We start from the raw sequence: 26,504 nt of genomic DNA, 5'->3' as shown, positions 1-26,504 counted from the left end.
TTCAATTGCGTGCTACTTTTTAATATATTTGTCTTAAATAAATAAAATGAAAAAAAACATCTTAATGTTGTTACTAGTAGTGGCAAGTTTACAGATTACAGCTCAAGAAAAAGGAGAAATCTATCCTCAAGACAGCAACAAAAAACACGAAATAAAGCTGAATGCTTTTAGTTTGATTGTTTTCTCTTCTTTAGACATTTCCTATGAACATCTTTTAAACAAAGATTCTTCATTTGGTGTTGGTGTTTTCTATAATTTTAATGATATTAATAACGACCTATATTATCCGAAAAAATTCTCGATTACTCCTTATTATAGATGGTTTTTTTCTGAAACAAGATTTGCTAGAGGCTTTTTCGTAGAAGGTTTCGGAATGCTAAACTCATATGAGGAAGAGTTGTATTATTATGGAAGTCCTTCTAAAATAGAAAAAGAAACTGACTTTGCTTTAGGTGTTTCTGTTGGTGGAAAATTTATTATAAAATCTGGCTTTACAGCTGAAGTTTATTTAGGAATAGGTAGAAATTTATTTAATAACAGCAATAATGATGATGATAATGGTGATTTCATAAATAATAATATTATTACCAGAGGAGGTATTTCACTAGGATATAGATTCTAAAATAAATACTTAAAATTCAGTATGTTTAAATCATACTTTTAAAAGTTAATTAAAAACAAAAAATAGATGAAAAAAATAATTTTAATATTTGGACTTCTCATAAGCTCTTTAGGATTTTCTCAGCAAGAAGTAAAATTAGATATTGCAGATGCACTAATTATAAAAAGTATAGAGGTTTCCTATGAAAACTATATTACTACAGATAATTCTTTCGGTATTTCTGCTTTATTCAATTTAGCAAAACAAGATGCTAATTTTAGATATAATGAAAACACAATGATTACTCCTTATTTTCGTCATTACTTTACTTCAGATGCACAATGGAATTTCTTTGGTGAAGGTTTTTTAGGTATAAATTCTGGTAAAATAGAGTCTGTAGAAGATTCAGGTAATTATGATTTAAAATATACAGACGCAGCCTTAGGTGTTGCTATAGGAACAAAATATTCTTCTGAAGGTGGTTTAGGTATTGATATTTATGGCGGTTTAGGTAGAAACCTGTTTGGTACAGATTCGCCAATATTGGTACCTAGAGTAGGTGTAAATGTTGGTTGGAGATTTTAACCTATCAACCCCTTAATAAACTAAAAAAGCCAGCTTACGCTGGCTTTTTTCTATATAAAATATACTTTTTACGATACTGCTACTTCTTTTCTAATAGGAAGATTCTGTATTAAATCTATATATAAATTTATCTCTTTTTTTAGTTCTTTACGCTCATAAATTGCGTCTAAGAAACCGTGTTCTAACACAAATTCTGATTTTTGAAAACCATCTGGTAAATCTTTACCTGTAGTATCTCTTACAACTCTTGGTCCTGCAAAGGCAATTAGTGCATTTGGTTCGGCAATATTAATATCACCTAACATTGCATAAGAAGCTGTTGTACCCCCTGTTGTTGGATCTGTACATAAAGAGATATAAGGAATTTTAGCACCCGCTAATTGTGCTAATTTAGAAGATGTTTTTACCAATTGCATTAAAGAAAGTGATGCCTCCATCATTCTTGCGCCACCAGATTTAGAAACCATTAAAAACGGAATCTTATTTTTTATTGAATAATCAATAGCTCTTGCAATCTTTTCTCCAACGACAGATCCCATAGAGCCTCCAATAAAAGCAAAATCCATTGCAGCAATTACAATATCTTTACCGATAGATTTTCCTACAGCAGTTCTAACAGCATCATTTAATTTTGTTTTTTCTTGAGCTGCTTTTAGTCTGTCTGGGTATTTTTTTGTGTCCTCGAACTTTAAAGGATCTTTAGAAGTTAAGCTTTCGTTTAATTCTTCAAACTTATTGTCATCAAAAAATAACTCGAAATACTCTTTACTTCCTATTCTTACGTGGTAACCATCTTCTGGACTTACATATAAGTTTCTCTTTAATTCTTCTGTATCTATAACTTTTCCGCTAGGAGTCTTGTACCACAAGCCCTTTGGGGTGTCTTTTTTATCTTCCGTAGAAGTTTGAATTCCTTTATCTGTTCTTTTAAACCAAGCCATGTAATGTGTTTGTTTTAATTTATTGCTTCAAAATATGAAATACAAATGTAAAAGATTTTTTCTAATTCTACTTTCTTCTTCAAATGATTATTCACAAGTAATCCTTTATTTCCATAAAAAAAGCATTTTGAAAAAATTTCAAAATGCTTTTTAATCTATTACAAAGAATATATACTATAAAGTATCTATATTATTTAAGTCTTGAAACGCTTGTTTTAAACGGTTTGTAAAAGTAATTTCTCCTTCACGCAACCATTTTCTAGGATCGTAGTATTTTTTATTTGGTTGTTCAGCTCCATCAGGATTACCAATTTGAGTAGCTAGATAAGCTGCTTTTCCTTGCATGTAATCTCTAATTCCTTCTGTAAAAGCAAATTGTAAATCTGTATCGATATTCATTTTTATAACTCCGTAACCAATAGCTTCTCTAATTTCTTCAACTGTAGAACCAGAACCACCATGAAATACAAAATCGATATGATTTTCTTCAACACCATACTTTTTTGTAATAAACTCTTGAGAGTTCTTTAAAATTTTTGGCGTTAATTTTACGTTTCCTGGCTTATAAACACCATGAACGTTCCCAAATGCAGCAGCAATTGTAAATTGAGGAGAAACTTTTAATAACTCTTCATATGCATAAGCAACCTCTTCTGGCTGTGTGTATAATTTAGATGCATCAACATCAGAATTATCTACACCATCTTCTTCACCACCAGTAATTCCTAATTCAATTTCTAAAGTCATACCCATTTTACTCATACGAGCTAAATATGTCTTACAAATTTCTATATTTTCTTTTATAGGTTCTTCAGATAAATCTATCATGTGAGAACTATATAAAGGTTTACCTGTTTCTGCGAAATGTTTTTCAGAAGCATCTAATAAACCGTCTATCCAAGGTAATAATTTTTTTGCTGCGTGGTCTGTGTGTAAAATTACAGGAACCCCGTAAACTACAGCTAATTCGTGTACATGTTTTGCCCCTGCAATACCACCAGCAATTGCTGCTTTCTCACCTTCATTAGACAAACCTTTACCTGCGTTAAACTGAGCTCCACCATTTGAAAACTGAATGATAACGGGTGCATTTAAATCTTTTGCAGTTTCTAAAACAGCATTTATTGTGCTAGAACCAACAACATTAACCGCTGGTAATGCAAATCCTTTTTCTTTTGCAAGTTTAAAAATTGCTTGTACTTCTTTTCCTGTTGCAACTCCAGGTTTTATGTTGTGACTCATCGTATTATATTTTAATTTTATGTTTCTTAATTTTATCAAAAATACTAAAAATAGACCTTTTTTTGTTTGAAGAAAGCATAAAATAACGAAAACGTTATAGAATTACAGCCATTTTCATTAAAAAGGATAATTGATTCCTATGTTGTAAACTGCACTCGCAAAGTTGTAATTTTTAAACCATTTACTCTCTTCTAGGTAAGGTTCATACGTTTTAAAACCAATATCAAATCTTAACACAAAAAAGTTTAAATCGTATCGTATTCCGAAACCAGAACCTATTGCAATGTCTTTTAAGGAAGATAAATCATTAAATTTAGAATCCTCATCTACAAATTCAGAACCAGAAATATCCCAAATATTACCAGCATCTAAAAACAACGCTCCTTTTAAGCTACTTACTAAGTCGAAACGATATTCTGCACTCGTTAAAAATTTAAAACTACCCACGTTAAATTCTAAACCGCTATTTCTACTTCCTGGTCCCAGCTCATACGTTTGCCACGCTCTAATATCATTAGAACCGCCAGCAAAATAACTTCTTGTGAAAGGAATGTCTGAATTGTCATACGTTAAGATAGCTCCTAAAAATGTTCTAAAACCGAAAACGGAGTTAGACCCAATACTCCAAAAACGTTTGTATTCTAAATCTGTTTTAAAATATTGCGCTAAAGGAATTTTAAAAAGTGTTTTCTTTCCGTTTACATTGTAATTGTTAGATAATAGTCCTAATAGATTTCCCGAATTAGAAAATCTAGCCTTAAAGAAAGAGAAGTTATTATCTTTAAAATCAATCTGACTATTATACGTGTAAGAATACGCCAACGTAGGAATTAGAAAATCTGAAGTAACAATATTATACCTATTTTGAATATTTAAAACAGTATTATAATCACTAGAGTTCGAAATCTTAAATCCATTATTTGAGGCAACTGCTTTTATAAACCTTAAAGATTCCGAAGCCTGAGTTTTTAAATCTGTTGCTAAAGGAAAGTAAGAGGTTCCGTTTGCAATATCATAAACTTCTGCAACGGTATTTAGGTTTGTAAACTCAGAACTATAAATATCAAAAAACCTATTTACATTCAAATTCTGAATGTACTGTGTATTAAAAAGCTCTAACTGTATGGTCTTTTTAATATTGTATTGCCATTTATAATCAGATACAAATGTAAACGTTTGTCTATCTAAACCTATGTTTTTTTGAAAGCTAGACCCCAAAGAAAATAAAGTTCTTGGAGACATTCTTTTTGGCACTAATTTGCTTAAACCAAATGGTGCTATTAGCCTCGGAAACTCTAAAGAAGCATCTGCTCCTATTTCCCAACCAGGACCATTTTTTGCGTTAAAATAAGATCCTAAAAAAGAAAACTTCAACAATTCTGCACCTCTAAATGCATTTCTATTTGTTAAAGAGAATTTTGCAGAAGAACCAATATTTCTAATATTAGAATGTGTTAATTCTGTTTCGAAACCTAACGTAAACTTTTCTTTGGGAGCTAAAAACAAATCCATTTTTAACGCATTATCTAAACCACTAATGGGGGTAAACTTAATGCTGGTAGATTTAAAATTATTAAGTGATTTTAAGTGATTTCTAGTAAGGTCTCTTAACGTATCTTTATAAACATCACCTGCACTAAAAAAGATAGATTGTGCTAAATATTTAGGATTATACTTTAGCTTTCTGTGCGCCAAAAAGTTGATGCCATTATAAGTAACAGTATCTTTATGAATCTCTTCTTTTTTTGTGTAAGAATAATCTGTAAATACATTAATCTCTTTAATTCGGTGTACTTTATAATCTTTCTTTACATACACGCCTTTATCGTCTTTAAAACGATCTTTAGCAATTAAAAACTCAACATTTGTTTTATAATCTGTTCTTGTAGAATCTACATAGAAACCTAATGCTGCTTCAGAAAAATGATAAATACCACTATTTCTAAAGAGTTTAACCACATTACTAGCTTCCTTTCTAAAAACCTTATCATTGTATTGATCGCCACTTATTAACAAAGAGCGCATTCCAGCATCTTTATAAATAGAATCTAAAACTAGCGATTCTGTTTTTAGCTTAATCGTATCTAACAGCGTTGGTCTTCCTCTATTTATGCGGTATTCTGCTGTTGCTTTTTTATGAATAGAATCTCTAATAATTGTAGCACTAACTTCAGACTCAAAATACCCTTGTGTTTTATAATAAGCCCACAAATTATCTGACGTTCTTTTTATTTTATGATCACTAATAATTACAGGAGCATCATAACTTAAAAACCAATTGTTTAATTTAATAAATGAATTTGCATAGGCAATACTTTGCTTTTCTGAAAAAATATTTTTAACAATCTTATATTTCTTCGGATGTTTTTCGCCCCATTTTAATGCCGTTTTTGGCTTTTCATGATCACCCAAGTTATGAAAATACAAACCAATTGGCGCTCCTAACAATCTAGGATTTGGTTTTTGAAGAATGTATTTTTCTAACGCTGAGCTATTATCTTTAACATTATCAATAAAAATATAATTACGCGTAAGCATATGCTCATTTTCGGCAACATGTTTTGTAGAATTACAAGCTGCAAAAAATAAAATAAGTAAAAAGTAAAAAGAAAGTTTTTTCATTACTTTAGCAATACATTTAAGATCAAAAATAGTATTTTTCAACGGTTTATTTCCAATTAGAAACAATTAATGAGTATCTCAAAAAATCAACTAAAATTAATTACAAGTTTATCGCAAAAAAAGTATCGCCAAAAGCATCATTTATTTATAGCGGAAGGTATAAAGGTGGTCAACGAATTGCTAAATTCTTCTTTTGAAGTTGAAGTCCTTTTTTGTACAGATGACTTTGAAACTACTATTTCTGAAGAGAAGATTACCTTAATTTCTGAAACAGAATTAAAAAAAATTAGCACGTTAAAATCGCCCAACAAAGTTTTAGGAATTTTTAAAATCTCCGAAGAGAAACAGCTTCAAGATACTGGTTTAATTATTGCTTTAGATGCTATTAACGATCCTGGAAATTTAGGTACAATTATTCGTTTGTGTGATTGGTTTGGCATTTCTCAATTAATTTGCTCCAAAGACACGGTAGATTGCTACAACCAAAAGGTAGTACAAGCTTCTATGGGCTCTTTAACTCGAATTTCGATTCATTATACTGATTTGAAAGCCTATTTATCCCAAAGTAGTTTACCTCGTTTTATTGCCGATATGGATGGTGAAAATGTATACAAAACCGTTTTACCAAAAGAGGGAATTCTAGTTATGGGAAATGAAGCAAATGGCGTTTCCGAAGAAATTAAAAAATTAATTGAGCATAGAATATCGATTCCTAGATTTGGAGAAACGCAAGAAACGGAAAGTTTAAATGTTGCTACTGCAACTGCTATTTTATTAAGTGAGTTTAAAAGGAACTTTTAATTTACAATCTCAGTTTATCATTTTAACGAAAAAAAAGGAAAAATCCCAACTTTGCCGCTTTTAAAATAAATTTACTCAAAAGCAAAATTCAAGAAAACACCACGCGTTCCTAGGAAGTTTATAGGGTCTGTCCATTTACTAGGACCATTAATAGGGTTGTCATATTTAATTTCATTATTTATAGCAAATACACCACGAATTGATGGCGAAAACTTAAAATAATACAAATAGAAATCTACACCAACACCAACTTCATACATAAAGTTATGGGTCTTCATTCTAAATTGCTTTGCAAAATTATCATCTTGGTTGTTTTCATTACTAGAGAAGTTATAATCATAAGAAATTCCTCCTAATAAATACGGACGTATGTTTTTATACCGATCTGTGCTAAATTTAAACACCAAAGGAACGTGCAAGTATGTAGAACTAACCTCTCTAACATTGTCTGTTGCTAAATGATTAAAGTTTATAGTCTTAGAATTACTTACCAAACCAGGTTCTAAGCGTAAGCTTAGGTTTTTATGTAAACGTAAATCTGCTATTAAACCTACATTAAAACCTGCTGTTGCTTCTACAGTAATATCTGCATTTGGAATAGTACTGTTCCTTAAATTTAATTTAAAATCATTCTGATTTAATCCTAAATAGAAACCATAATGCAAAAGTTTTCTATCAAACGTTGGTAAATACTCTACAGTTTCTCTTTGCGCATAAAACGCGATAGAAGACACTAGGAAAAATCCAAAAATCAAGAATTTTTTACTCATAATTATTTACGTGCAATATAAATTGTTGCAACTCCAAAAGTTACAGGTGTATGTTCTGTATTGGTAAACCCATTTTTTTGTAGAATATTGTTGAAAGCCTCTCCAAAAGGAAAAGAATTTGCAGTTTCAGATAAATAAGAATAGGCAACCTTGTCTTTAGAAAACAACTTACCTACAACTGGTAAAAATAAATTTGTATATAATTTATATCCTTGTTTAAATGGAAACTTGGTTGGGTTAGACGTTTCTAAAATAACTAAAACGCCCGTTGGCTTTAAAACTCTAGCTATTTCTTTAATTCCTTTTGCTAAATTCGCAAAGTTACGCACACCAAAAGAAACTGTAATTGCATCAAAGGTATTGTCTTCGAAAGGCATCTCTTCAGAATCGCCTACAACCATTTCTATTTTATCAGAAAGATTTGCTTTGGCTATTTTCTGTTTTCCTACTTCTAGCATTCCTGCAGAAATATCTAAACCTACAATTCTATCTGGCTTTAAAGCAGCCATCATTAAAGCTAAATCTCCGGTTCCTGTTGCAATGTCTAAAATTTGTTTTGGCTTGCTTTCGCCAATAATTTCAACTACTTTTTTACGCCACTTTACATCAATTCCTAAAGAAATCACACGATTTAAATCATCGTAATTACCAGAGATGTTATCGAACATTTGTGCTACTTGTTCTTTTTTTCCTAATTCTGAATCTTTGTATGGTTTTATCATATCTTGTATGCTTTAAGTAATCTGCTTTGGCATCATGCTCAAAGCAGATTACTTATCGTAAAAATTATCCGTTTATTGCAACTACTTCATTAATCTGATTAGGCAACATTTCTTTTAGTAAACTTTCTATTCCGTTTTTTAAAGTTGCTGTAGAAGAAGGACACCCACTGCAAGCTCCTTGTAAAACAACGCTAACTACTTTGTTTGCTTCGTCATAAGAACGAAAAGCAATATTACCACCATCGCCAGCAACTGCAGGTTTAATGTATTCGTCTAAAATATCTACAATCTGTGCAGCAATTCCTTCTAAAGCAACAACTGGTGCTTCTACTTTATCTTCTGTAGTAGCCGTTTCTTCTTTTGGTAGTTCTTTAATAATTGTTTTACCGTCGGCTAAATATTCTCTAATAAAAGTTCTAACTTCTCCGTAAACATCTCCCCATTCTACCATATCATATTTGGTAATAGAAATGTAATTGTCTGAAATAAAAACTTCTTTTACAAACGGAAAATTAAAAATTGCTTGCGCTAAAGGTGATGATGCATTTGCTTCATCTATATTTTTAAACTCTACATCTGTTTGTGTTAGTGCTTTGTTTGTACCAAACTTCATAACTGCTGGGTTTGGCGTTACCTCTGCATACACTTCGATTGCTTCTTTTTTTGATGTTTTTTGTTCGTTTACAACAACATTTCCATCATTTAAATAGGCTTCTATCTGCTCTTTTACTTCTTCTTGAACGTCTATCCATTCTAGAATATCAAAACGCTGAATCGCAATAAAATTGGCTGTAATAAATACCTTTTTTACAAATGGTAAATAAAATAATTCTTGAGCTAAAGGTGAGTTCTTAGCTTCATCTATATTGTTAAACTCATAACTACCGCCATTAATTAAAATGGTGTTACTATTATATTTAATAATGGTATTATTAGTAGTTTCTTGTATGGTAATTTTAGTATCTGACATGTTCTAAAAATTGAATTGCAAAATTAAGGGAAAAAAGATAAATAAGATTATTTTAAAGAGATAAAACACAAAGACTCCGCTAGAAACAACAAATTAAATGCTAAATCCAGCGGAGTCTTTATTTATAACTAGACATAGCCTATAAATTTAGAGTAACTGTGCCTGTAAAAACTTTATTATCAAGTATTAAATTGGCTGAATTTACATTAAAACCAGGGTAGAAATTATAAGGGGCCGTTCTATTATTATCACTGTAGGAGAAATCTAATTTAAAGTTTCCAAAATCATAACCTCCACCCAGTGAGTATCCTTCTAAATTATCTGAATCGAAAGCCAATTTATCTGGACTCTGCTCATATTTATAACCTCCTCTTACACTAAATCTATCGAAGCGCCATTCCGAACCGATATTTACAGAATGTGTATTTCTTAATTCATTTTGAAAAAAGTTATTTTCAACAGAGAAATTAGCATTCGATAATTTCATGTTTTTGTAATTCTTGTTGATATAATCAATACTCAACAAACCATTTTTACCAAAAATAAAAGCAGCACTTGCTGTTAGTTTACTTGGAGTTTTAAATTTGTAGATAAATCTTTGTGACGGAAAGTTTCCTCCAAAAGTATTGTCGTATGTGGTTGAGTTATTACTAACCGAAATTTCTGTATCACCATCAAATTGGACATCATTAATTCTAAAACCACCGTTGTCTATAATATTAGATTCCTCTAATAATTCTGTATACCATGTTGGTGTTTGATAAGACAACCCAAACCTAAAATTTTGATGTGCTTTGTAAATAAAACCAGTATTTATAGAAATACCTGCTCCTGTTGTAAAATTTTCTTGATACAAGTTTGCGTCTAATGTATTCCCGTTACCATCCTTATTAAATTCGACTAAAGTAGAACGTTGTGTGAAATTTAAATCGTAAAAATTAAAACCGACACCTAAGTATAATTTATTTTTATGAACGGAAGAGAAAGCAATGTTCATTTCATTTATTTCACCTGCATAATTGTTAAAAAAACGTTGCTCTTCTGCTACACCATAATCTATAGTGGGTATATTATTGTCTAAAGGAAAATCTCTAAAAGTTGCAATTCCGCTATTTCCTCTAGCGTCAAAACTATTGGTAAAATCTTTTGTGATGCTATAATTAAAACCAATTGCGAATTTATTCCAGTCAGATTTGTAAGCACTATCAAAAACAAGCACCGCACCTGCTTGAGAAAGATTAAAAAAATCTTCTTCATTATTTCTATAAATTCCGTAATAGTTAGAGGTTATGCCTGTGTTTCTAGAATTAAGAGAACCTGCAAAAGAACTGTTATTATACACTGCTAAACCAGCAGGATTAATATTCATTACAGAAATATCTCCTCCTAAAGCACCAAATGCACCACTCATAGAGGTAAACCTTGCAGTTCCGTTAGCGTCATTTTTAGAAAACAACAAAGCCAAATCTTGGTACCCTAAAGACTGAGAATAGGACGTTAAAACTACTGCGAACAATGCCGCTAATGTTATGTATTTTTTCATTTCAATATTTTTCTAATTTGTACAAAAATCTTAGTTTCTTCTTCTAGATGAAGGTGAACTTCTATTAGAATTACTACGAGATGAAGTATTTCTATTTGAACTGCTTCTTGTTGAAGTTGCAGTTCTAGAAGGAGTTGCTCTAGAACTTGTTCGAGAAGGTGTGTTTGCACTTCTAGAAGTAATAGTAGAACTTCTTCTTACTGAAGACGTATTTCTTGTAGGTCTAGCAGTTGCCACAGATCTACTTGTGTTTGCTGTGTTAGAACTGCTATTAATACTACTTATATTATTACCTCTTCTAGACGATGAACTGCTTCCTCTTGTACCCGAAGAGCCACTGCTTCTTCTTGTGCTCGAAGAACCGTTACTTCTTCTTGTTGATGAATTTCCTCTGGTTGATGAACTTCGTCTTGTACTGCTAGAGTTTCTAGAAGTGTTAGATGAACTTCTTCTGGTAGTAGACGAACTTCTCCTTGTAGGCGTTGTAGTTGTTGTACTTCTTCTCCTTGTTGCAGAAGAGTTTGGTCTAGTACTACTTGTTCTTCTTGAAGTAGTTGTAGAGCTCCTAGCATCTACGTTGCCTTTTCTATAGGTATTATTGTATGTAGCTCTTCTTCCGTAGGTTGTGTTTCTATAATAGGTGTTATTATAGTTGCTATTCCTGTTATATCTATACGCTGCTCTATAACTATAATAAGGATTGTAAAAACCGCTATAACCCCAAGCATAATTATTATGATATGGATGCCAATAAGGATTGTAACCCCAGTTGTGATAACCAAATCTACTGCCATAGTTCCAATTATTGTAGCCATAAGAATTATACCCCCAATTATTATTGTAGGCAGATCCATAATTATTCCAATAAGGATCGTTGATTAAATTTATGTGTACAACAACATTATTATTAGAGTCGTTTCCCCAAGAAGGGTTTGTGTTGTAATTTAAATCATCTTCTACGTAAGTATCATTGGGTGAATTATAAGTATCTACATCCGTAAAAATAGCTTCATCATTTAAGACATCCAGACGTTCTAATTCGTTTGTGAAATAGTTATTGTTATATCTTTCATAACCAGCGTCATCTAGAACAACAACTTTATTTTCTCTGTAATTATTTGTGTCGCTACCATAAATACCATCATCATTATAAGCACTTTGATAAGTACCACAAGCCGATAAAAGTAAACTCGCTGTAATAAATAAGATGAATTTGTTTATGTTGCGTTTTATATATGATGGTTTCATAAGACTTGTTTTTTAGTAAACATTAATTTTGATGAAAATTGTTACGCAAAAAAATCTAAACTTTACTTGGTCTCTAACCTTTTTGTAGTAGTTTTGTATTAATTCTATAAAAATACGAAACATTCTTTTAACATAAATTTCACTTTAAAGGTAACAATATTTGTGCCAAACTTTTAACTATGAGTAAACATTTAACAAAAAGAGCAGACGATTATTCCAAATGGTATAACGAGTTGGTTGTTAAGGCAGACTTAGCAGAAAACTCTGCTGTAAGAGGCTGTATGGTTATAAAACCTTATGGTTTTGCTATTTGGGAAAAAATGCAAGCAGAACTAGACAGAATGTTTAAAGAAACAGGTCATGAAAATGCCTATTTCCCGCTTTTTGTTCCTAAAAGTTTGTTTGAAGCTGAAGAAAAGAATGCAGAAGGTTTTGCAAAAGAGTGCGCGGTTGTAACACATTATAGATTACAAAATGATCCTGACAATCCTGGAAAATTAAGAGTAGACCCAGAAGCTAAACTAGAAGAAGAATTGGTGGTAAGACCAACTTCTGAAGCTATTATTTGGAATACTTATAAAGGATGGATTCAATCATACAGAGATTTACCGTTATTAATAAATCAATGGGCAAATGTTGTTCGTTGGGAAATGCGTACACGTTTATTTTTAAGAACCACAGAGTTTTTATGGCAAGAAGGTCATACGGCACACGCAACAAAAGTAGAAGCAATCACAGAAGCAAATCAAATGCAGGACATATATTCGATTTTTGCGGAAGAATTCATGGCAATGCCCGTTGTAAAAGGCTCAAAATCTGATAGCGAACGTTTTGCGGGCGCAGTAGACACCTTAACTATTGAAGCTTTAATGCAAGATGGCAAAGCCTTACAAGCAGGTACAAGTCACTTTTTAGGTCAGAATTTTGCAAAAGCCTTCGATGTTAAGTTTACTTCTAAAGAAGGAAAACAAGAGCATGTTTGGGCTACTTCTTGGGGAGTTTCTACGCGTTTGATTGGCGGACTGATAATGACGCACTCCGATGATAGCGGTTTGGTACTTCCACCAAAACTAGCACCAATACAAGTTGTAATTGTGCCCATATACAAAGGTGAAGAGCAATTAGAAGCTATTTCAGAGAAAGTAGCTGTCCTTGTAAAAGAATTGCGTAAAAGAGGTGTTTCGGTAAAGTTTGACGATAGAGATACCTATAGACCCGGAGCAAAATTTGCTGAATATGAATTAAAAGGAGTTCCTGTTAGAATCGCTATAGGAAAAAGAGATTTAGAAAACGGCACTGTAGAAGTTGCCAGAAGAGATACTTTTGAAAAACAAACAGTTGCTCAAACAGATGTTGTAGATTTTGTAAGCAACCTTTTAGAAGAGATTCAAGAGCACTTATTTAAGAAAGCACTTGATTTTAGAAGTGAACACACCACTTCTGTAGATAATTTTGAAGATTTTAAAGCTACAATAAAAAATAAAGGTGGTTTTGTTTCTGCCCATTGGGACGGAACGGAAGAAACAGAGGACAAAATAAAGGAATTAACAAAGGCAACCATTAGATGTATACCTAATGACGCCAAAGAAGAAATTGGTACCTGTGTTTTTAGCGGAAAACCGTCTTCTAGAAGGGTGCTTTTTGCAAAAGCATATTAAAATTAAAAAAAAATGCATTTTTTTTTAATTTTACTTGCCAAAGTCAAAAAAGGTTGTATATTTGCACCCGCAATCAGGAACAATATAAAAGATTGATTGTTATGGTCCGTTCGTCTAGGGGTTAGGACGCATGGTTTTCATCCATGTAACACGGGTTCGATTCCCGTACGGACTACAAAGTTTTAATAAAAAAACGAATTAAGAAATTATGGCAAATCACAAGTCAGCATTAAAGAGAATTAGAAGTAACGAAGCTAAAAGATTACGTAACAAGTATCAGCACAAAACAGCTAGAAATGCTGTAAGAGACTTACGTACATTTGAAGACAAGAAAGAAGCAGAAGCTAAATTAAACACTGTACTATCTATGTTAGACAAATTAGCTAAAAACAACATTATTCATAAGAATAAAGCTGCTAATTTAAAATCTAAATTGACAAAGCACGTAGCTGCATTGTAAGATTTACAACTCTTAAGAAATTTAAAAAAACTCTGAATATAAATATTCAGAGTTTTTTTTATGCTCAAATTTTAGGAAGGTTTATTGGATCAATACCAAAAGTTGTGGAATTTAGATTTTAACCATAAATATTAGTTAATCTAAACAGGAAGAATTCTATATTTCTTACACCTCTAAATTGTGCTCTAAACGCTTTAATTTTTGCGTTAAATAAATTATATGCCAGGGCATTGTATGGCGACTAAATGACTCTTGTTATTAGCCACCTGCATAACTATAGCTATTCCGTTTTAACATTTCTAGATAAAAAAATATTTTAGAGTATAAACAAGCAACATTCACCTTACTTATATTGAAGTTCTTTTAATTCTAATAAAATACATCCAATCATTTGTCGTTTTCGTTGCCAAATAACCTTAATTAAGCTAGTAAGTATTAGTAAACAACGTATGTAGCGCTTTAGTTCATTAAAGGTAATTGTAGTTTGCCTGTAAGTTTATTTACAAGGATTACCAATCGTAATTTTTATGGGCATCTAATCTGATAAAAATAAAGAGTAAAATTGTAAACCCCCAAAGCGATGATCCACCATAACTAAAAAACGGCAAAGGAATTCCTACAGTTGGTAACAGACCAATGACCATTCCTATATTTACAATTACATGAAAAAATAATATTGACACTAAGCTGTATCCATAAATTCTACCAAATTTATTTGTATGCGTTTCTGCTAAATAAATAATTCGATACATCATTATCATAAATAAGACAATAACAAAAACACTTCCTAAGAATCCCCATTCTTCACCAATAACACTAAAAATGTAATCTGTGTGCTGTTCTGGTACAAAATCTCCTTGTGTTAGATCTCCTTTTAAAAACCCTTTTCCATTAAGTCCTCCAGAGCTAATTGTTAATTCAGATTGATAGGAATTATAACCAATACCTTGGTTGTCTTGTTTTAAACCTAAAAGAATCTCAAAACGATCTCTATGGTGTTGTTTAAAAATATTATTGTATGAAAATTCTGATCCTAGAATAAAAATAGTTACCACAGCATAAACGCCAATAATTTTATGCCAATTAAAACGAAGAAATCGGTTTCCTCCTTTGTACGTAATATATACCGTGAAAAGAGTCATCAATGAAAACAACGTTACTAAAACCCAAGATGCTCCAAATAAAATAGTAAAAACAAATAATACAATAACTAAAGTACCTAAAGTTATATAATTTAAAGTTAACCCCTCTCTATGCAGTACAAAGAAAAAAGCTAGGTAAATTAAAGCAGAACCTATATCTGGTTGTAAAGTGATTAAAAAAGCGGGTGTAAAAATAATTACAAAGGCTTTAATTTGATTTTTAATTAACTTGAAGTTATACTGCCTATCACTTAACAGTTTTGCAATTGCTAATCCCGTAAAAGCTTTTACAAACTCTGCAGGTTGTAGCCCCAACACTCCAAAATTGTACCAAGAAGTGGCACCGTTTATTGTCTTACCAAAAACAAATAGCCCTACAAGTGATAGTAATGAAATGATGTAGAATATGCTCGAAAATTTCTCGTAAAATTTAGCATTAAAAAATAGAATAATAATAATTAATGGAATTGTTGCGCAGATAAATATAAGTTGCTTTCCGTATTTGGTTGAAAAACTCAGCAATTCAACATCCTCACTTGTTCTTGAAGCAGAATAAATATTTAACCAACCAAAACCAACCAAAGCTGCAAAAATAAGTACGAGAAGCCAATCGATTCCTGCAAATATATTATTATGTTCCTGACGCAATTTCTTCTTCTGTTTTAGGGATTAATTTATCATATTGAGACTGTAAGCTAATATTTAGCATCTTCGTTTCTCTATGTTTTGTTGCTTTAGAAATTTCTCCATTTAGATATTTCTCTATCATTAAGCTTGTTATAGGTGCAGCAACCATAGAACCATACCCTCCATTTTCAACAAAAATGGCAATGGCAATTTTAGGATTATCTTTTGGTGCAAATGCAACTAAAATAGAATGATCTTCTAACTTTATTCTTTCCCCGTTAACAACAGCATAATTTTCGGAAGTACCTGTTTTACCACAAATTTCAATTCCTTTTACTTGATTCCATCTTCCTGTACCCGTTTTATAAACTTCGTACATCGCTTCTATTACAGGTTCAAAATGCTCTTGATCTATAGTTGTTCGCTTTTTTTCTGTATAATTAGGAAAGTCAATTGGTTTATCATCTACTTCCTTTAAAATGTGTGGTGTATAAAAGAAGCCCTTATTAGCAATTGCTGCTGTAAAATTAGCCAGTTGAATTGGTGTTGTTTGCACTTCTCCTTGCCCAATTGCATTCGAAATATTTGTAGAAGCATTCCAAGAATATCGATACATATCATCATAATATTTCCCGGTCGGAATTAAACCCGGACTTCCCTGAGGTAAATCATAGCCTAAATAATCACCTAAACCAAAACTTTTCACATGATGTGCCCAATTATCTAAACCTTCAGATGGTTTGTTATCTTTTTCTACAATACGCTTATATGTATTAGAAAAGTAACTATTACAAGATTTAGCAATCGCTGTTTTTAATTTTATAGGCCTGCCAAAAATTCCGCAATGGCACCCCATAAACTCTCCTTTTCTATTTCCGTACTTATACCCGTTGTAACAATAAAAAGGGGTTTCCTCTGTAATTACACCTTCTTGCAACCCTATTAAAGCATTCATCATTTTAAACGGAGAACCTGGTGGATAAGAAGCCTTCAATCCTCTGTCATACGTAGGTTTTTCTAGATTGTCAGGATCCATTAAAACGGCTGAGTTTCTAGAACGCTTTCTACCTACCAACATATTAGGGTCATAGGTTGGCGCCGTAACCAAAGCTAATATTTCACCAGAGGAAGGTTCTATCGCAACAATACCTCCTCTTTTACCTGTCATTAATTTCTGAGCATATTGTTGCAGCTGAATATCTAATGTAAGGGTTAAATCTTTACCGTTTTCTGCCAAAGTATCTTTCTCTCCGTTCTTAAAAGAACCTGTAACTTTATTTAGGTTATTTCGCTTAAAGTATTTTTTTCCTTTACTTCCTCTTAAAAAATCTTCATACTGTTTTTCAATACCATCTTTACCTATTAATTCTCCTGCTTGATAATAGGTATTAGTTTTAGCAAGTTGCTCATTAACTTCGCCAATATATCCTAAAACATTTGCTGCCGCATTTATAGGGTATTTTCTAATGATTCTTTTCTGAATAAAAAAACCATGATATTTATGTAATTTTTCTTGAAGAAAAGCAAAATCTTCTTTTGCCAATTGTTTCAAAAAAACAGAAGGAAGATATGGTGCGTAATTGTCTGCTTTTTGATATCTCTTTATAAAATCTTCTTTGTCAATTTTTAAAAGTTTGCAAAATTCTAAAGTGTCTAAAGGTTTCACCTGATTTGGCTGAATCATTACATCATAAGAAAGCTGATTTGCAACTAACAACGTTCCGTTTCGATCATAAATATACCCTCTTTCTGGGTAGTCGAAAACAGTTTTTACAGCAGAATTATGAATAGGATCATAACTTTCACTTCCAATTACTTGAAGTTGAAATAAACGACCGATGAAAATCACACCTAATATTGTAATTAGAGAATAAAGTAAAAAACTTTTATGCATTATTGTTTTTTAGAAAAAATATATACTGATAAAAAATATAACACCAATGTAAAAACACTTGAATAAAGCGTATTTAAAATTACATGAGAAATATTTTGAAAACTAAAGTTAATCAAAGAAAATAGTATAAAATGATGTATTACTGTTAAAGTTACTACATAATTAAAACTTTTACCAAAAGGCTCTAAGTTCAGACTAAAAAAAGGGTAATCTATTTCGTATTTTCTAAAAAAAACTTTGATAAAAAACAACCTTAAGTATGCAATTGTTAGTATTGAAAAAGCATGAATTCCTCCAGAATCAGAGAAAAAATCAATGCTTAAACCTAAAAGAAAAGACAATAATAAAAAAGTAAATCGACTTTTTTTTAATGGATATAAAAAAACAAAAATAATGTATAAATACGGATTCACATATCCTAAAAATAGCATATTATTCAAAACAAAAACTTGAAGAAAAACCAAGAATACAAACAGCAATCCGAAATATATCGTTTTATTCATTTATAGGGTTTTCTAAAAATTGAATTTCTTTTTTCTCTAAATTTTTAATAACATAAACAGGTCCGATATTACTCATATCATTAAACAACTTTACATTAATTGCATTGTCTACAGCGTTATCATTATTAATTTCTATTACGGTTCCTATCAAAATTCCTTCTGGAAAAATAGTAGATTTACCACCAGTTTCAATAGTATCGCCTATTTTTACAGGCGCTTGCCTAGGAATGTCTGTTAATTGAACAACATTATAATCTAATCCATTCCACTTTAAAGTACCAAAATAACCGTTTTTTAACCTTGCGTTTAGTCTACTATTTTTATTTAAAATAGATTGAACTCTTGTGTAATTAGAAGACGCGTTGTCTGTAATACCAATAACTCCTTTGCCGTTTACAACAGCCATTTCTTTCTCTAAGCCATCATTTCTTCCCTTATCAATTGTTAAGAAATTAAATGCGTTCACATAATTATTGTTGATGATCTTCGCGTTTGAGAATGTATATTTTTGATGATATTTAACGGTATCTATAACAATAGAATCCGAAGCAAAAGACATTGCTGTTTTTTGTTGCAGCAAATTTCTTAGGCGTGTATTGTCTTCTAAAAGTGCTGTATTTGTCTTTTTTAGATCAAAATAATCAGAAATACTAGAAACCTGATTATACATACCACCTGTTATGGCATTTGCCGAATTTACATATTTGCTTTTATGAAAATTAAGATTATTAAAAGTAAGTGTTAAAGCAATTAATTGCAACAACAAAAAGAATAAAAAATGTTTAAACTTTTGAAAAAAGTAAATAAGTTGTTGCATTTTAAGGCTGCTAAAAGATTATTTCATTAATACATTTTTGTATTTATCTAATTCTTTTAAAGCAATTCCTGTTCCACGAACTACAGCTCTTAAAGGATCTTCTGCTACATAAACAGGCAAATCTGTTTTTCTAGAAAGTCTTTTATCTAAACCTCTTAACATAGAACCTCCTCCGGCTAAATAAATACCGGTATTATAAATATCTGCGGCTAATTCTGGTGGTGTTTTAGACAACGTTTCCATAACAGCATCTTCTATTCTTAAAATAGATTTGTCTAATGCTTTTGCAATTTCTCTGTAAGAAACTTGCACTTGTTTTGGCTTACCACTTAATAAATCTCTTCCTTGAACCAACATATCTTCTGGCGGAACTTCTAAATCTTCTGTAGCTGCACCAATTGTGATTTTTATTTTTTCTGCCGTAGTTTCACCAACATGTAAGTTATGCTGTGTGCGCATATAATACATAATATCATTGGTAAAAAGATCTCCTGCAACTTTTACAGATTGATCACACACAATACCAGCCAAAGCTATAACTGCAATTTCTGTAGTACCACCTCCTATGTCTATAATCATATTTCCTTTAGGCTCCATAATGTCGATTCCAACACCAATTGCAGCAGCCATCGGTTCATAAATTAAATAGATTTCTTTGGCATTCATGTGTTTTGCAGAATCTCTAACAGCACGTTTCTCTACCTCTGTAATTCCCGAAGGAATACAAATAACCATTCTTAATGCTGGTGGAAATAATTTCTTTTTAATAGACGGAATCTGCTTTACAAATTCTTTAATCATTTCTTCAGAAGCCTGAAAATCTGCAATAACTCCGTCTTTTAAGGGACGAATTGTTTTGATATTTTCATGGGTTTTTCCTTGCATTAAATTGGCTTCTTGACCAATTGCAATAATTTTTCCAGTAATTCTATTTCTTGCGACAATAGAAGGACTGTCGATAACCACTTTTCCGTTGTGAATTATCAAAGTATTTGCGGTCCCTAAATCAATCGCAATATCTTCGGTCATAAAATCAAAAAAACCCATAAAATATCTTTGTTGTATTATTCTTACTATAGTGTTACAAATTTACTAAATTTCTGATTGTAAATTACCTATAAATTATTAATGTTTAAAATGTCTAGTTCCTGTCATTACCATAGATATATTGTGGTCATTACAATAATCTATACTTAATTGATCTTTAATAGAACCTCCTGGTTGAATCACACTTTTTATACCTGCATTGTCTGCAATTTCTACACAATCTGGAAAAGGGAAAAAAGCATCACTTGCCATTACACATCCGTTTAAATCGAATTTGAAAGAATTAGCCTTTTCAATTGCTTGGTTTAAAGCATCTACTCTACTTGTTTGTCCTGTACCACCAGCTAACAATTGTTTATTCTTTACTAAAATAATTGTGTTAGACTTGGTGTTCTTACATAATTTAGAAGCAAATAATAAATCATCTAACTCCGATTGAGCTGGTTTATTGTTGGTAACGTATTTTAAATCTTCTAATTGATCTGTAATACTGTCTTTATCTTGCACTAAATTACCATTTAAACATGTTCTAATTGTTGTTGTAGGTAATGCTACTTCTTTCTTAATTAAGATAATTCTATTTTTCTTTCCTTTTAAGATTGATAAAGCTTCGTCTGAATAACTTGGTGCAATTACAACTTCACAAAATAATTTATGAATTTCTTTTGCAGTTGCTGCATCTATTTCTGTATTTGCAATTAAAACACCTCCAAAAGCAGAAACAGGATCTCCAGCCAATGCATCTACATACGCTTGCTTAATGGTTTCTCTTTGAGCAAAACCACATGCATTATTATGCTTTAAAATTGCAAAAGTTGGTGTTTCTCCTTTAAACTCTTCTATTAAATTTACAGCAGCATCCACATCTAATAAATTGTTGTAACTTAATTCTTTACCATGTAACTTATCGAAAATTGATTCTAAATCTCCAAAGAAATATCCTTTTTGATGTGGATTTTCTCCATATCTTAAAACTTGCGCATTCGTTTCACTTATTTTTAAAGCAGGTTCTTCATTATTATTGAAGTAATTAAAAATGGCAGTATCGTAATGTGAAGAAACATTAAAAGATTTTGAAGCAAATTTCTTTCTTTGCGCAATGGTAGTTTCTCCCTTATTTTCTGATAAAACTGATAAGAAATCGTCATACTGGTCCATTGAAGAAACGGTAAACGTATCTTTAAAGTTTTTTGCTGATGCTCTAATTAAAGAAATACCACCAATATCAATTTTTTCTACGATATCTTCTTCAGATGCTCCTGAAGCAACTGTTTTCTCAAACGGATATAAATCTACAATAACCAAATCTATTTGCGGAATGTTATACTCTGCTAACTCAGCAACATCACCTGCATGCTCTTGTCTATTTAAAATTCCTCCAAAAACTTTTGGGTGTAATGTTTTTACTCTTCCGCCTAAAATAGATGGGTAAGAGGTAACATCTTCTACAGGAACTACATCGATACCAAGTTCTTTGATAAACTTCTCGGTTCCTCCTGTTGAATAAATAGTAACATTTAATTCATCTAATTTTTTTACAATTGGTGCTAAACCATCTTTGTGAAATACCGAAATTAATGCGGATTTAATTGTTTTTGAAGTGCTCATTTAGTGTTGTGTTGTTAAGCATGCAAAATTAGTAAAACCAACCTTTAAATTCAATAAAAAAGAGCAACAAAAAACAGAAGTAATTAACAACTAGATTACTTTAACTTTTGCTTTAAAATTCGCTACCAAAGCATTGTAATTTCTTGGTGTTCTTTTAGGTTCCTTCTTTTTTAAAAAAGTAGCTATTTTAGACAAAAAATTTGAAGGTTTTTTTCATTTCTTTAGAGGGCTAAAAAAAAATCAATAAAAAAACTATGTAGATTCTAAAAAATCATGAAACCATTGTACGAATTTATTTGTCCAAGACTCCTCTTTTTTAATAAAATTAGAATGGTTATTGCTACCAACAGCAATTGCAGTGTACTGTTTTTTTCTCATTACTTAGGGGTTTAATAATTATAGAAATCCTATAATCTAATAAATATAAGTAAAAAATACTTGTAAAAGTATTTTACTCCAATATCTTTGCAACTTTTTTACAAATATATTCTAAAAGTTCTTCGTCTTTATCTGTAAAAACATTTGCTGTATGAGAATCTATGTCTATTTGACCAATATTTTCTTCATTCACAAAAATAGGAATTACAATCTCCGACTTTACCTTCCAACCACAAGAAATATAATTCTCTTGCTCAGAAACATCTTGTACCACAAAATTTTTATTACTTACTGCAACTTGCCCACAAATACCTTTTCCAAAAGGAATAATAGTATGCTCTGTTTCTTCCCCTGTATACTGTGCCAACTTTAACTCATTCTTATCTCCGTTTTTAAAATAAAAACCAACCCAATCATAATACGAAATTTCGCTTTCTAATAAATCGCAAATTGCTTGTAATATAAATTCTTTAGTATCATTTAGCGAAATAATACTTTCAATTTTATTCTTTAGTGTATTTGTATCCATTTTTATATATTTGTTTATAGACTTAAAGTTGCAAAATTAAAGGATTTTACATTGTGAAAAAACATAAAAACGTAGTCATTTTTCTAATTAAGTTTTTTGCAACCTATTTTATATTATTCGCAATATATGCTACTTACTTACAAAATTCTCAACAAAAAGAAGGAGGGTTTAAAACTGCATCTATAACAACAATCGTTGCAGACCAAACGGTAACTTTATTAGAGTTTTTTAATTTTGATGCTGGCGCGTATCAGCACAAAAAAGAACTTTCTGTTAAACTTTTAATTGAAGGGAAGTATACCGCAAGAGTAATTGAAGGTTGTAATTCTCTAAGTATTATTATATTATTTATCGCTTTTATAATTGCTTTTTCTGGTTCATTGAAAGCGACTATTTTGTACGTTATTTTAGGAAGCCTATTTATCTACAGTATAAATGTAGCTCGAATTGCTTTTTTAGCAGTAATGATTTACAAGTACCCAAATCAGCAAGAATTTTTACACAACCTAGTATTTCCTGCCATAATTTACGGTACTGTCTTTTTACTTTGGGTACTTTGGGTTCACAAATTTTCGAACTATAAAAAATGAATACATACCTAAAGATAATGTCGCTTTTAATACTCACCTCACTCTTATTTATAGTGAGAGCATTTTCTGCAGAATTATTTTATGACCCTTTAATTGAATATTTTAAAAACGACTACTTGTACACAAAAATGCCTCAAATTAACATGTGGTTTTTAACAATAGACATGCTTTATCGATATATTTTAAATTCAATAATAACATTAGGCTTCATTTGGGTACTTTTTGAGAGAAAAGATTATATAAAATTTACAGGTTTTTTTTTAATGACAGCTTTTATGACCTTAATTGTAGTGTTTGTACTTTTATTAAGAGATCAGTTTGAAAGCGGTTATTTACTGCCTTTTTATATTCGAAGATTTATCATTCATCCGTTATTCTTATTAATTCTGTTACCAGCATTTTACTTTCAAAAAATAAGTAACAGATAATTTTACAAAAAAGTTAGTGTTTCTTATTGTAAATTTGCAGTTGAAATGAAAATAAGTATTACCAAAATAACATCCTTTTTATTAGCCTTTTTAGTGCTATTTTCAACCTTTTCTTTTACGGTTGAAAGTCATTATTGTGGCGATTCTCTAATTGCTATTTCTTTTACTGGTGATGCAGACGTTTGTAAAAGCGATTTAAAAGATGAATTTTCTATCGAATCAAAAGATTGCTGTTCAGATGAAGTTCATAAGATTGAGGGTCAAAAAGAACTACAGCAACATTCTAAAAATAAAATAAGTTTTCAAAAACAGCAATTTCTAACTGTTAACACTACTTTTCATCAAAACTTATTTGTAGAAACTAAGGCTACTAAAGTAAATTATAATTCCTTTTTTCTGCCAGATAAACCCTTAGATTATCAGGTTTTATACCAATCTTTTTTAATTTGATTTTATTATAATTCCAACTAAAAAACTTCTTTTTAGAGAAGTGTCGTTTTAATTATTATAAATTAAATATCAATGAAAAAATACTTACTTAGTAGTTTTGTGCTGCTATTTCCAATCTTCCTTTTTGCCCAAACGAATGTAAAAGGAATGATTATGGACAAACAAAATCCGAAAGATAATTTAGGTGTTTCTGGTGCAACTGTAAATTGGCTAAATACAAATATTGGTGCAATTACCAACGAAAAAGGATGGTTTACAATACCGTACAACAAGGAATACAAAAAATTAGTTGTCAGTTATATTGGATATAAAACCGATACGTTAATTATTAATAATCTAGATGTAATTCATCATTTTATAACTTCGGAAAGTGCTTTAGAAGAAATAACAATTAGAGCTAAAAGAGATGCTATTCAGAAATCTTTGTTTGCCACTGCAAATACTTTCACTGTAAATAATGACGAGTTATTAAAAGCTGCCTGCTGCAATTTGGCAGAGAGTTTTGAAACCAATCCTTCAATAGATGTTAGTTTTTCTGATGCGTTAACAGGAACGCGTCAAATACAAATGTTAGGACTTAAAAGTCCGTATTTGCAAATTATGCAAGAAAACATTCCTTCTATTCGGGGTGCTGCACAAGCATTCGGACTCACATTTACCCCAGGAACTTGGGTAGAAAGCATTCAGATTACCAAAGGAGCAGGTTCTGTTGTAAATGGTTACGAGAGTATTTCCGGACAAATAAATGCTGAATTGGTAAAACCTTTTTCAGACAATAAATTCTTTTTAAACGCTTACAGTTCTTTGAATGGTAGGTTAGAATTAAACACGCATTTTAACGAGAGAATTTCCGATAAATGGCAAACAGGTTTATACATTCATGGAAATTACAGAGGAGAGAAATTTGATAAAAACAACGATAATTTTCTAGATGCACCTTTGGCAAATCAAATAAATGTAATGAACCGTTGGCAATATACAGATGCACAAAATGGTTGGGTTAGTTTTATAAATGTTCGGTTTTTAAATGATGAAAAACAAACAGGAGAATTGAACTTTAACCCAAAAACAGACAAAGGAACTACCAATACTTGGGGAAGTGAAATTGACACCAAACGTTTTGAGACTTCGCTTAAATTAGGCTATGTTTTTCCTGAATTACCTTTTCAAAACTTTGGTTTACAAGTAGCCTACAGCAATCATCAGCAAGATTCTTATTTCGGATTGAATGTCTACGATATTAAACATGAAAGTTTGTATTCTAACTTACTTTTCAACTCGATTATTGGTGACACCAGAAGCAAGTTTAAAACTGGAATTAATTTTACCTATGATAAATTTGATGAACTTGTGAATAGTACCAATTATAACAGAAAAGAAAATTCTATCGGAGCTTTTTTCGAATATGCTTTTGACAATTTAGATAATTTTAGTTTAACAGCCGGAATTCGTGCAGACACGCATAATTTATTAGGCACTTTTATTACGCCTAGAATTCACGTAAGATATGTTCCTTGGGAAAAAGGAGTTTTTAGAGCTTCCGCAGGAAGAGGAAAAAGAAGTGCGAATATTTTTGCCGAGAACCAGCAATTATTTGCAAGTTCTAGACAAATAAATATTGATGATGTAGGTGGAGATATTTACGGTTTAAATGCTGAAGTTGCATGGAATTACGGCGTTTCTTATTTACAGAAATTTAATCTATTCAATAAAAAAGGAGATATTACGTTTGATTTTTACAGAACCGATTTCAGCAATCAAGTGGTGGTAGATTGGGAGAATCCGCAAGAAATCTCTTTCTATGATTTAAACGGAAAAAGTATTGCAGATAGTTTTCAGGTAGAAGTAAATTATGAATTGGCGAAAAACCTTGATTTAAGAACTGCTTTTAAATACTTTGATATTTCTACAGATTATAGAAACGGAAAATTGCAAAAACCAATTCAGCCAAACAATAGATTCTTTGCAAACCTTTCTTACGAAACAACCGCAAAAGAGAATGGTGCACAATGGAAATTTGATGTCACCTTTAACAATATAGGAAAACAACGTTTGCCAAATACCGCAACAAATCCTACACAATATAAACTACCAAAGTATACCGAGCGTTATAGTTTATTAAATTCTCAGATTACAAAAGTGTTTTCAAAGAAGTTTGAAGTATATTTAGGAAGCGAAAACTTAACCAATGTGCAGCAGAAAAATCCTATTTTAGCTAGCGACAATCCTTTTGGCGCATATTTTGATACCACAATTGTGTATTCGCCAATTTTTGGACGTGCAGTGTATGCAGGCTTACGATTTAAAATTAAATAACCCACGCGGTGG

The 26,504-nt window shown here is 31.1% G+C and carries 25 protein-coding genes and 1 tRNA gene; 10 read left to right on the top strand and 16 right to left on the bottom strand.

The genetic code is table 11. The features are described 5' to 3' along the window. Positions 1-46: 46 nt before the first annotated feature. Entirely contained in the window at positions 47-622 is a 576-nt protein-coding gene (locus ES045_RS12845) for a DUF3575 domain-containing protein (protein WP_147116692.1), read from the top strand. A 66-nt stretch (positions 623-688) separates the two neighbouring features. After that, positions 689-1,186 (top strand): DUF3575 domain-containing protein, encoded by a 498-nt coding sequence (locus ES045_RS12840; protein WP_147116691.1) that lies wholly within the window; start codon positions 689-691, stop codon positions 1,184-1,186. Between the two features lie 68 nt (positions 1,187-1,254). On the opposite strand, the gene accD is transcribed toward ES045_RS12840, so the two are convergent. From accD to ES045_RS12825, 3 genes are all read right to left on the bottom strand, one after another. Next, positions 1,255-2,127, bottom strand: coding sequence for an acetyl-CoA carboxylase, carboxyltransferase subunit beta (gene accD / locus ES045_RS12835; protein ID WP_147116690.1), 873 nt, complete (start codon positions 2,125-2,127; stop codon positions 1,255-1,257). A 174-nt stretch (positions 2,128-2,301) separates the two neighbouring features. Then, positions 2,302-3,369: a class II fructose-bisphosphate aldolase gene (gene fbaA, locus ES045_RS12830; RefSeq protein WP_147116689.1), complete on the bottom strand. Its 1,068-nt coding sequence runs from the start codon at positions 3,367-3,369 to the stop codon at positions 2,302-2,304. 117 nt (positions 3,370-3,486) lie between these two features. Continuing rightward, positions 3,487-5,991: a BamA/TamA family outer membrane protein gene (locus tag ES045_RS12825; RefSeq protein WP_147116688.1), complete on the bottom strand. Its 2,505-nt coding sequence runs from the start codon at positions 5,989-5,991 to the stop codon at positions 3,487-3,489. Positions 5,992-6,060: 69 nt separating this feature from the next. Between ES045_RS12825 and ES045_RS12820 the strand changes: the two genes are divergently transcribed. Then, the gene (locus ES045_RS12820; RefSeq protein ID WP_147116687.1) at positions 6,061-6,792 is read left to right on the top strand and encodes a TrmH family RNA methyltransferase; all 732 of its coding nucleotides are present in this window, start codon (positions 6,061-6,063) and stop codon (positions 6,790-6,792) included. Between the two features lie 71 nt (positions 6,793-6,863). Here the strand turns inward: ES045_RS12820 and ES045_RS12815 are convergent, their stop codons facing one another. The 5 genes from ES045_RS12815 to ES045_RS12795 all read right to left on the bottom strand — a co-directional run bounded on the left by ES045_RS12815 (position 6,864) and on the right by ES045_RS12795 (position 12,045). Further along, on the bottom strand, positions 6,864-7,562 hold the full coding sequence (locus ES045_RS12815; RefSeq protein ID WP_147116686.1) for a porin family protein: 699 nt from the start codon (positions 7,560-7,562) through the stop codon (positions 6,864-6,866). A 2-nt stretch (positions 7,563-7,564) separates the two neighbouring features. After that, entirely contained in the window at positions 7,565-8,284 is a 720-nt protein-coding gene (gene ubiE / locus ES045_RS12810; protein WP_410524644.1) for a bifunctional demethylmenaquinone methyltransferase/2-methoxy-6-polyprenyl-1,4-benzoquinol methylase UbiE, read from the bottom strand. A 64-nt stretch (positions 8,285-8,348) separates the two neighbouring features. Further along, complete coding sequence (locus ES045_RS12805) at positions 8,349-9,254, bottom strand: NifU family protein (protein ID WP_147116684.1); 906 nt, start codon at positions 9,252-9,254, stop codon at positions 8,349-8,351. A gap of 139 nt (positions 9,255-9,393) precedes the next feature. Further along, positions 9,394-10,797: an OmpP1/FadL family transporter gene (locus tag ES045_RS12800; protein WP_147116683.1), complete on the bottom strand. Its 1,404-nt coding sequence runs from the start codon at positions 10,795-10,797 to the stop codon at positions 9,394-9,396. A gap of 30 nt (positions 10,798-10,827) precedes the next feature. Beyond that, positions 10,828-12,045 (bottom strand): hypothetical protein, encoded by a 1,218-nt coding sequence (locus tag ES045_RS12795; protein WP_147116682.1) that lies wholly within the window; start codon positions 12,043-12,045, stop codon positions 10,828-10,830. A gap of 179 nt (positions 12,046-12,224) precedes the next feature. Between ES045_RS12795 and proS the strand changes: the two genes are divergently transcribed. The 3 genes from proS to rpsT all read left to right on the top strand — a co-directional run bounded on the left by proS (position 12,225) and on the right by rpsT (position 14,163). Next, positions 12,225-13,703: a proline--tRNA ligase gene (gene proS, locus ES045_RS12790; RefSeq protein WP_147116681.1), complete on the top strand. Its 1,479-nt coding sequence runs from the start codon at positions 12,225-12,227 to the stop codon at positions 13,701-13,703. A 103-nt stretch (positions 13,704-13,806) separates the two neighbouring features. Further along, positions 13,807-13,878 (top strand) — tRNA-Glu (locus tag ES045_RS12785). Positions 13,879-13,911: 33 nt separating this feature from the next. Beyond that, entirely contained in the window at positions 13,912-14,163 is a 252-nt protein-coding gene (rpsT, locus tag ES045_RS12780) for a 30S ribosomal protein S20 (RefSeq protein ID WP_147116680.1), read from the top strand. A gap of 509 nt (positions 14,164-14,672) precedes the next feature. Here rpsT and rodA read toward each other — a convergent pair. The 8 genes from rodA to ES045_RS12740 all read right to left on the bottom strand — a co-directional run bounded on the left by rodA (position 14,673) and on the right by ES045_RS12740 (position 22,708). After that, positions 14,673-15,953, bottom strand: a complete 1,281-nt coding sequence (gene rodA, locus ES045_RS12770; protein WP_147116679.1) for a rod shape-determining protein RodA — start codon at positions 15,951-15,953, stop codon at positions 14,673-14,675. Then, complete coding sequence (gene mrdA / locus ES045_RS12765; RefSeq protein WP_147116678.1) at positions 15,937-17,826, bottom strand: penicillin-binding protein 2; 1,890 nt, start codon at positions 17,824-17,826, stop codon at positions 15,937-15,939. The genes rodA and mrdA overlap by 17 nt, the downstream gene beginning before the upstream one ends. Continuing rightward, on the bottom strand, positions 17,826-18,329 hold the full coding sequence (gene mreD, locus ES045_RS12760) for a rod shape-determining protein MreD (RefSeq protein ID WP_147116677.1): 504 nt from the start codon (positions 18,327-18,329) through the stop codon (positions 17,826-17,828). The genes mrdA and mreD overlap by 1 nt, the downstream gene beginning before the upstream one ends. Continuing rightward, a complete protein-coding gene (mreC, locus tag ES045_RS12755; RefSeq protein ID WP_147116676.1) occupies positions 18,322-19,146 on the bottom strand; it encodes a rod shape-determining protein MreC in 825 nt (274 codons plus the stop codon). Before mreC ends, mreD begins: the two co-directional genes overlap by 8 nt. An 18-nt stretch (positions 19,147-19,164) precedes the next feature. Continuing rightward, positions 19,165-20,193 carry a rod shape-determining protein gene (locus ES045_RS12750; RefSeq protein WP_147116675.1) on the bottom strand — a complete coding sequence of 343 codons (1,029 nt, stop codon included), beginning with the start codon at positions 20,191-20,193 and terminating at the stop codon, positions 19,165-19,167. Between the two features lie 78 nt (positions 20,194-20,271). After that, positions 20,272-21,801, bottom strand: a complete 1,530-nt coding sequence (gene purH / locus ES045_RS12745; RefSeq protein ID WP_147116674.1) for a bifunctional phosphoribosylaminoimidazolecarboxamide formyltransferase/IMP cyclohydrolase — start codon at positions 21,799-21,801, stop codon at positions 20,272-20,274. 252 nt (positions 21,802-22,053) lie between these two features. Then, positions 22,054-22,179 (bottom strand): hypothetical protein, encoded by a 126-nt coding sequence (locus ES045_RS16765; RefSeq protein ID WP_262712868.1) that lies wholly within the window; start codon positions 22,177-22,179, stop codon positions 22,054-22,056. Between the two features lie 73 nt (positions 22,180-22,252). Beyond that, positions 22,253-22,708, bottom strand: coding sequence for a GAF domain-containing protein (locus ES045_RS12740; protein WP_189663102.1), 456 nt, complete (start codon positions 22,706-22,708; stop codon positions 22,253-22,255). 53 nt (positions 22,709-22,761) lie between these two features. Here ES045_RS12740 and xrtF point away from each other — a divergent pair, with 53 nt between their 5' ends. The 4 genes from xrtF (at position 22,762) to ES045_RS12720 (ending at position 26,492) form a co-directional block, all read left to right on the top strand. Next, positions 22,762-23,298 carry an exosortase family protein XrtF gene (gene xrtF, locus ES045_RS12735; protein ID WP_147116672.1) on the top strand — a complete coding sequence of 179 codons (537 nt, stop codon included), beginning with the start codon at positions 22,762-22,764 and terminating at the stop codon, positions 23,296-23,298. Beyond that, a complete protein-coding gene (locus ES045_RS12730; protein WP_147116671.1) occupies positions 23,295-23,726 on the top strand; it encodes an exosortase F system-associated membrane protein in 432 nt (143 codons plus the stop codon). The genes xrtF and ES045_RS12730 overlap by 4 nt, the downstream gene beginning before the upstream one ends. 45 nt (positions 23,727-23,771) lie before the next feature. Beyond that, on the top strand, positions 23,772-24,176 hold the full coding sequence (locus ES045_RS12725) for an HYC_CC_PP family protein (RefSeq protein WP_147116670.1): 405 nt from the start codon (positions 23,772-23,774) through the stop codon (positions 24,174-24,176). 72 nt (positions 24,177-24,248) lie between these two features. Then, positions 24,249-26,492: a carboxypeptidase-like regulatory domain-containing protein gene (locus tag ES045_RS12720; RefSeq protein ID WP_147116669.1), complete on the top strand. Its 2,244-nt coding sequence runs from the start codon at positions 24,249-24,251 to the stop codon at positions 26,490-26,492. The last annotated feature ends 12 nt before the right edge of the window (positions 26,493-26,504 follow it).

It is taken from the genome of Polaribacter sp. IC073, assembly GCF_007997075.1.
Lineage (GTDB): Bacteria > Bacteroidota > Bacteroidia > Flavobacteriales > Flavobacteriaceae > Polaribacter.
This window is presented reverse-complemented; position numbering and strand designations above follow the sequence as displayed.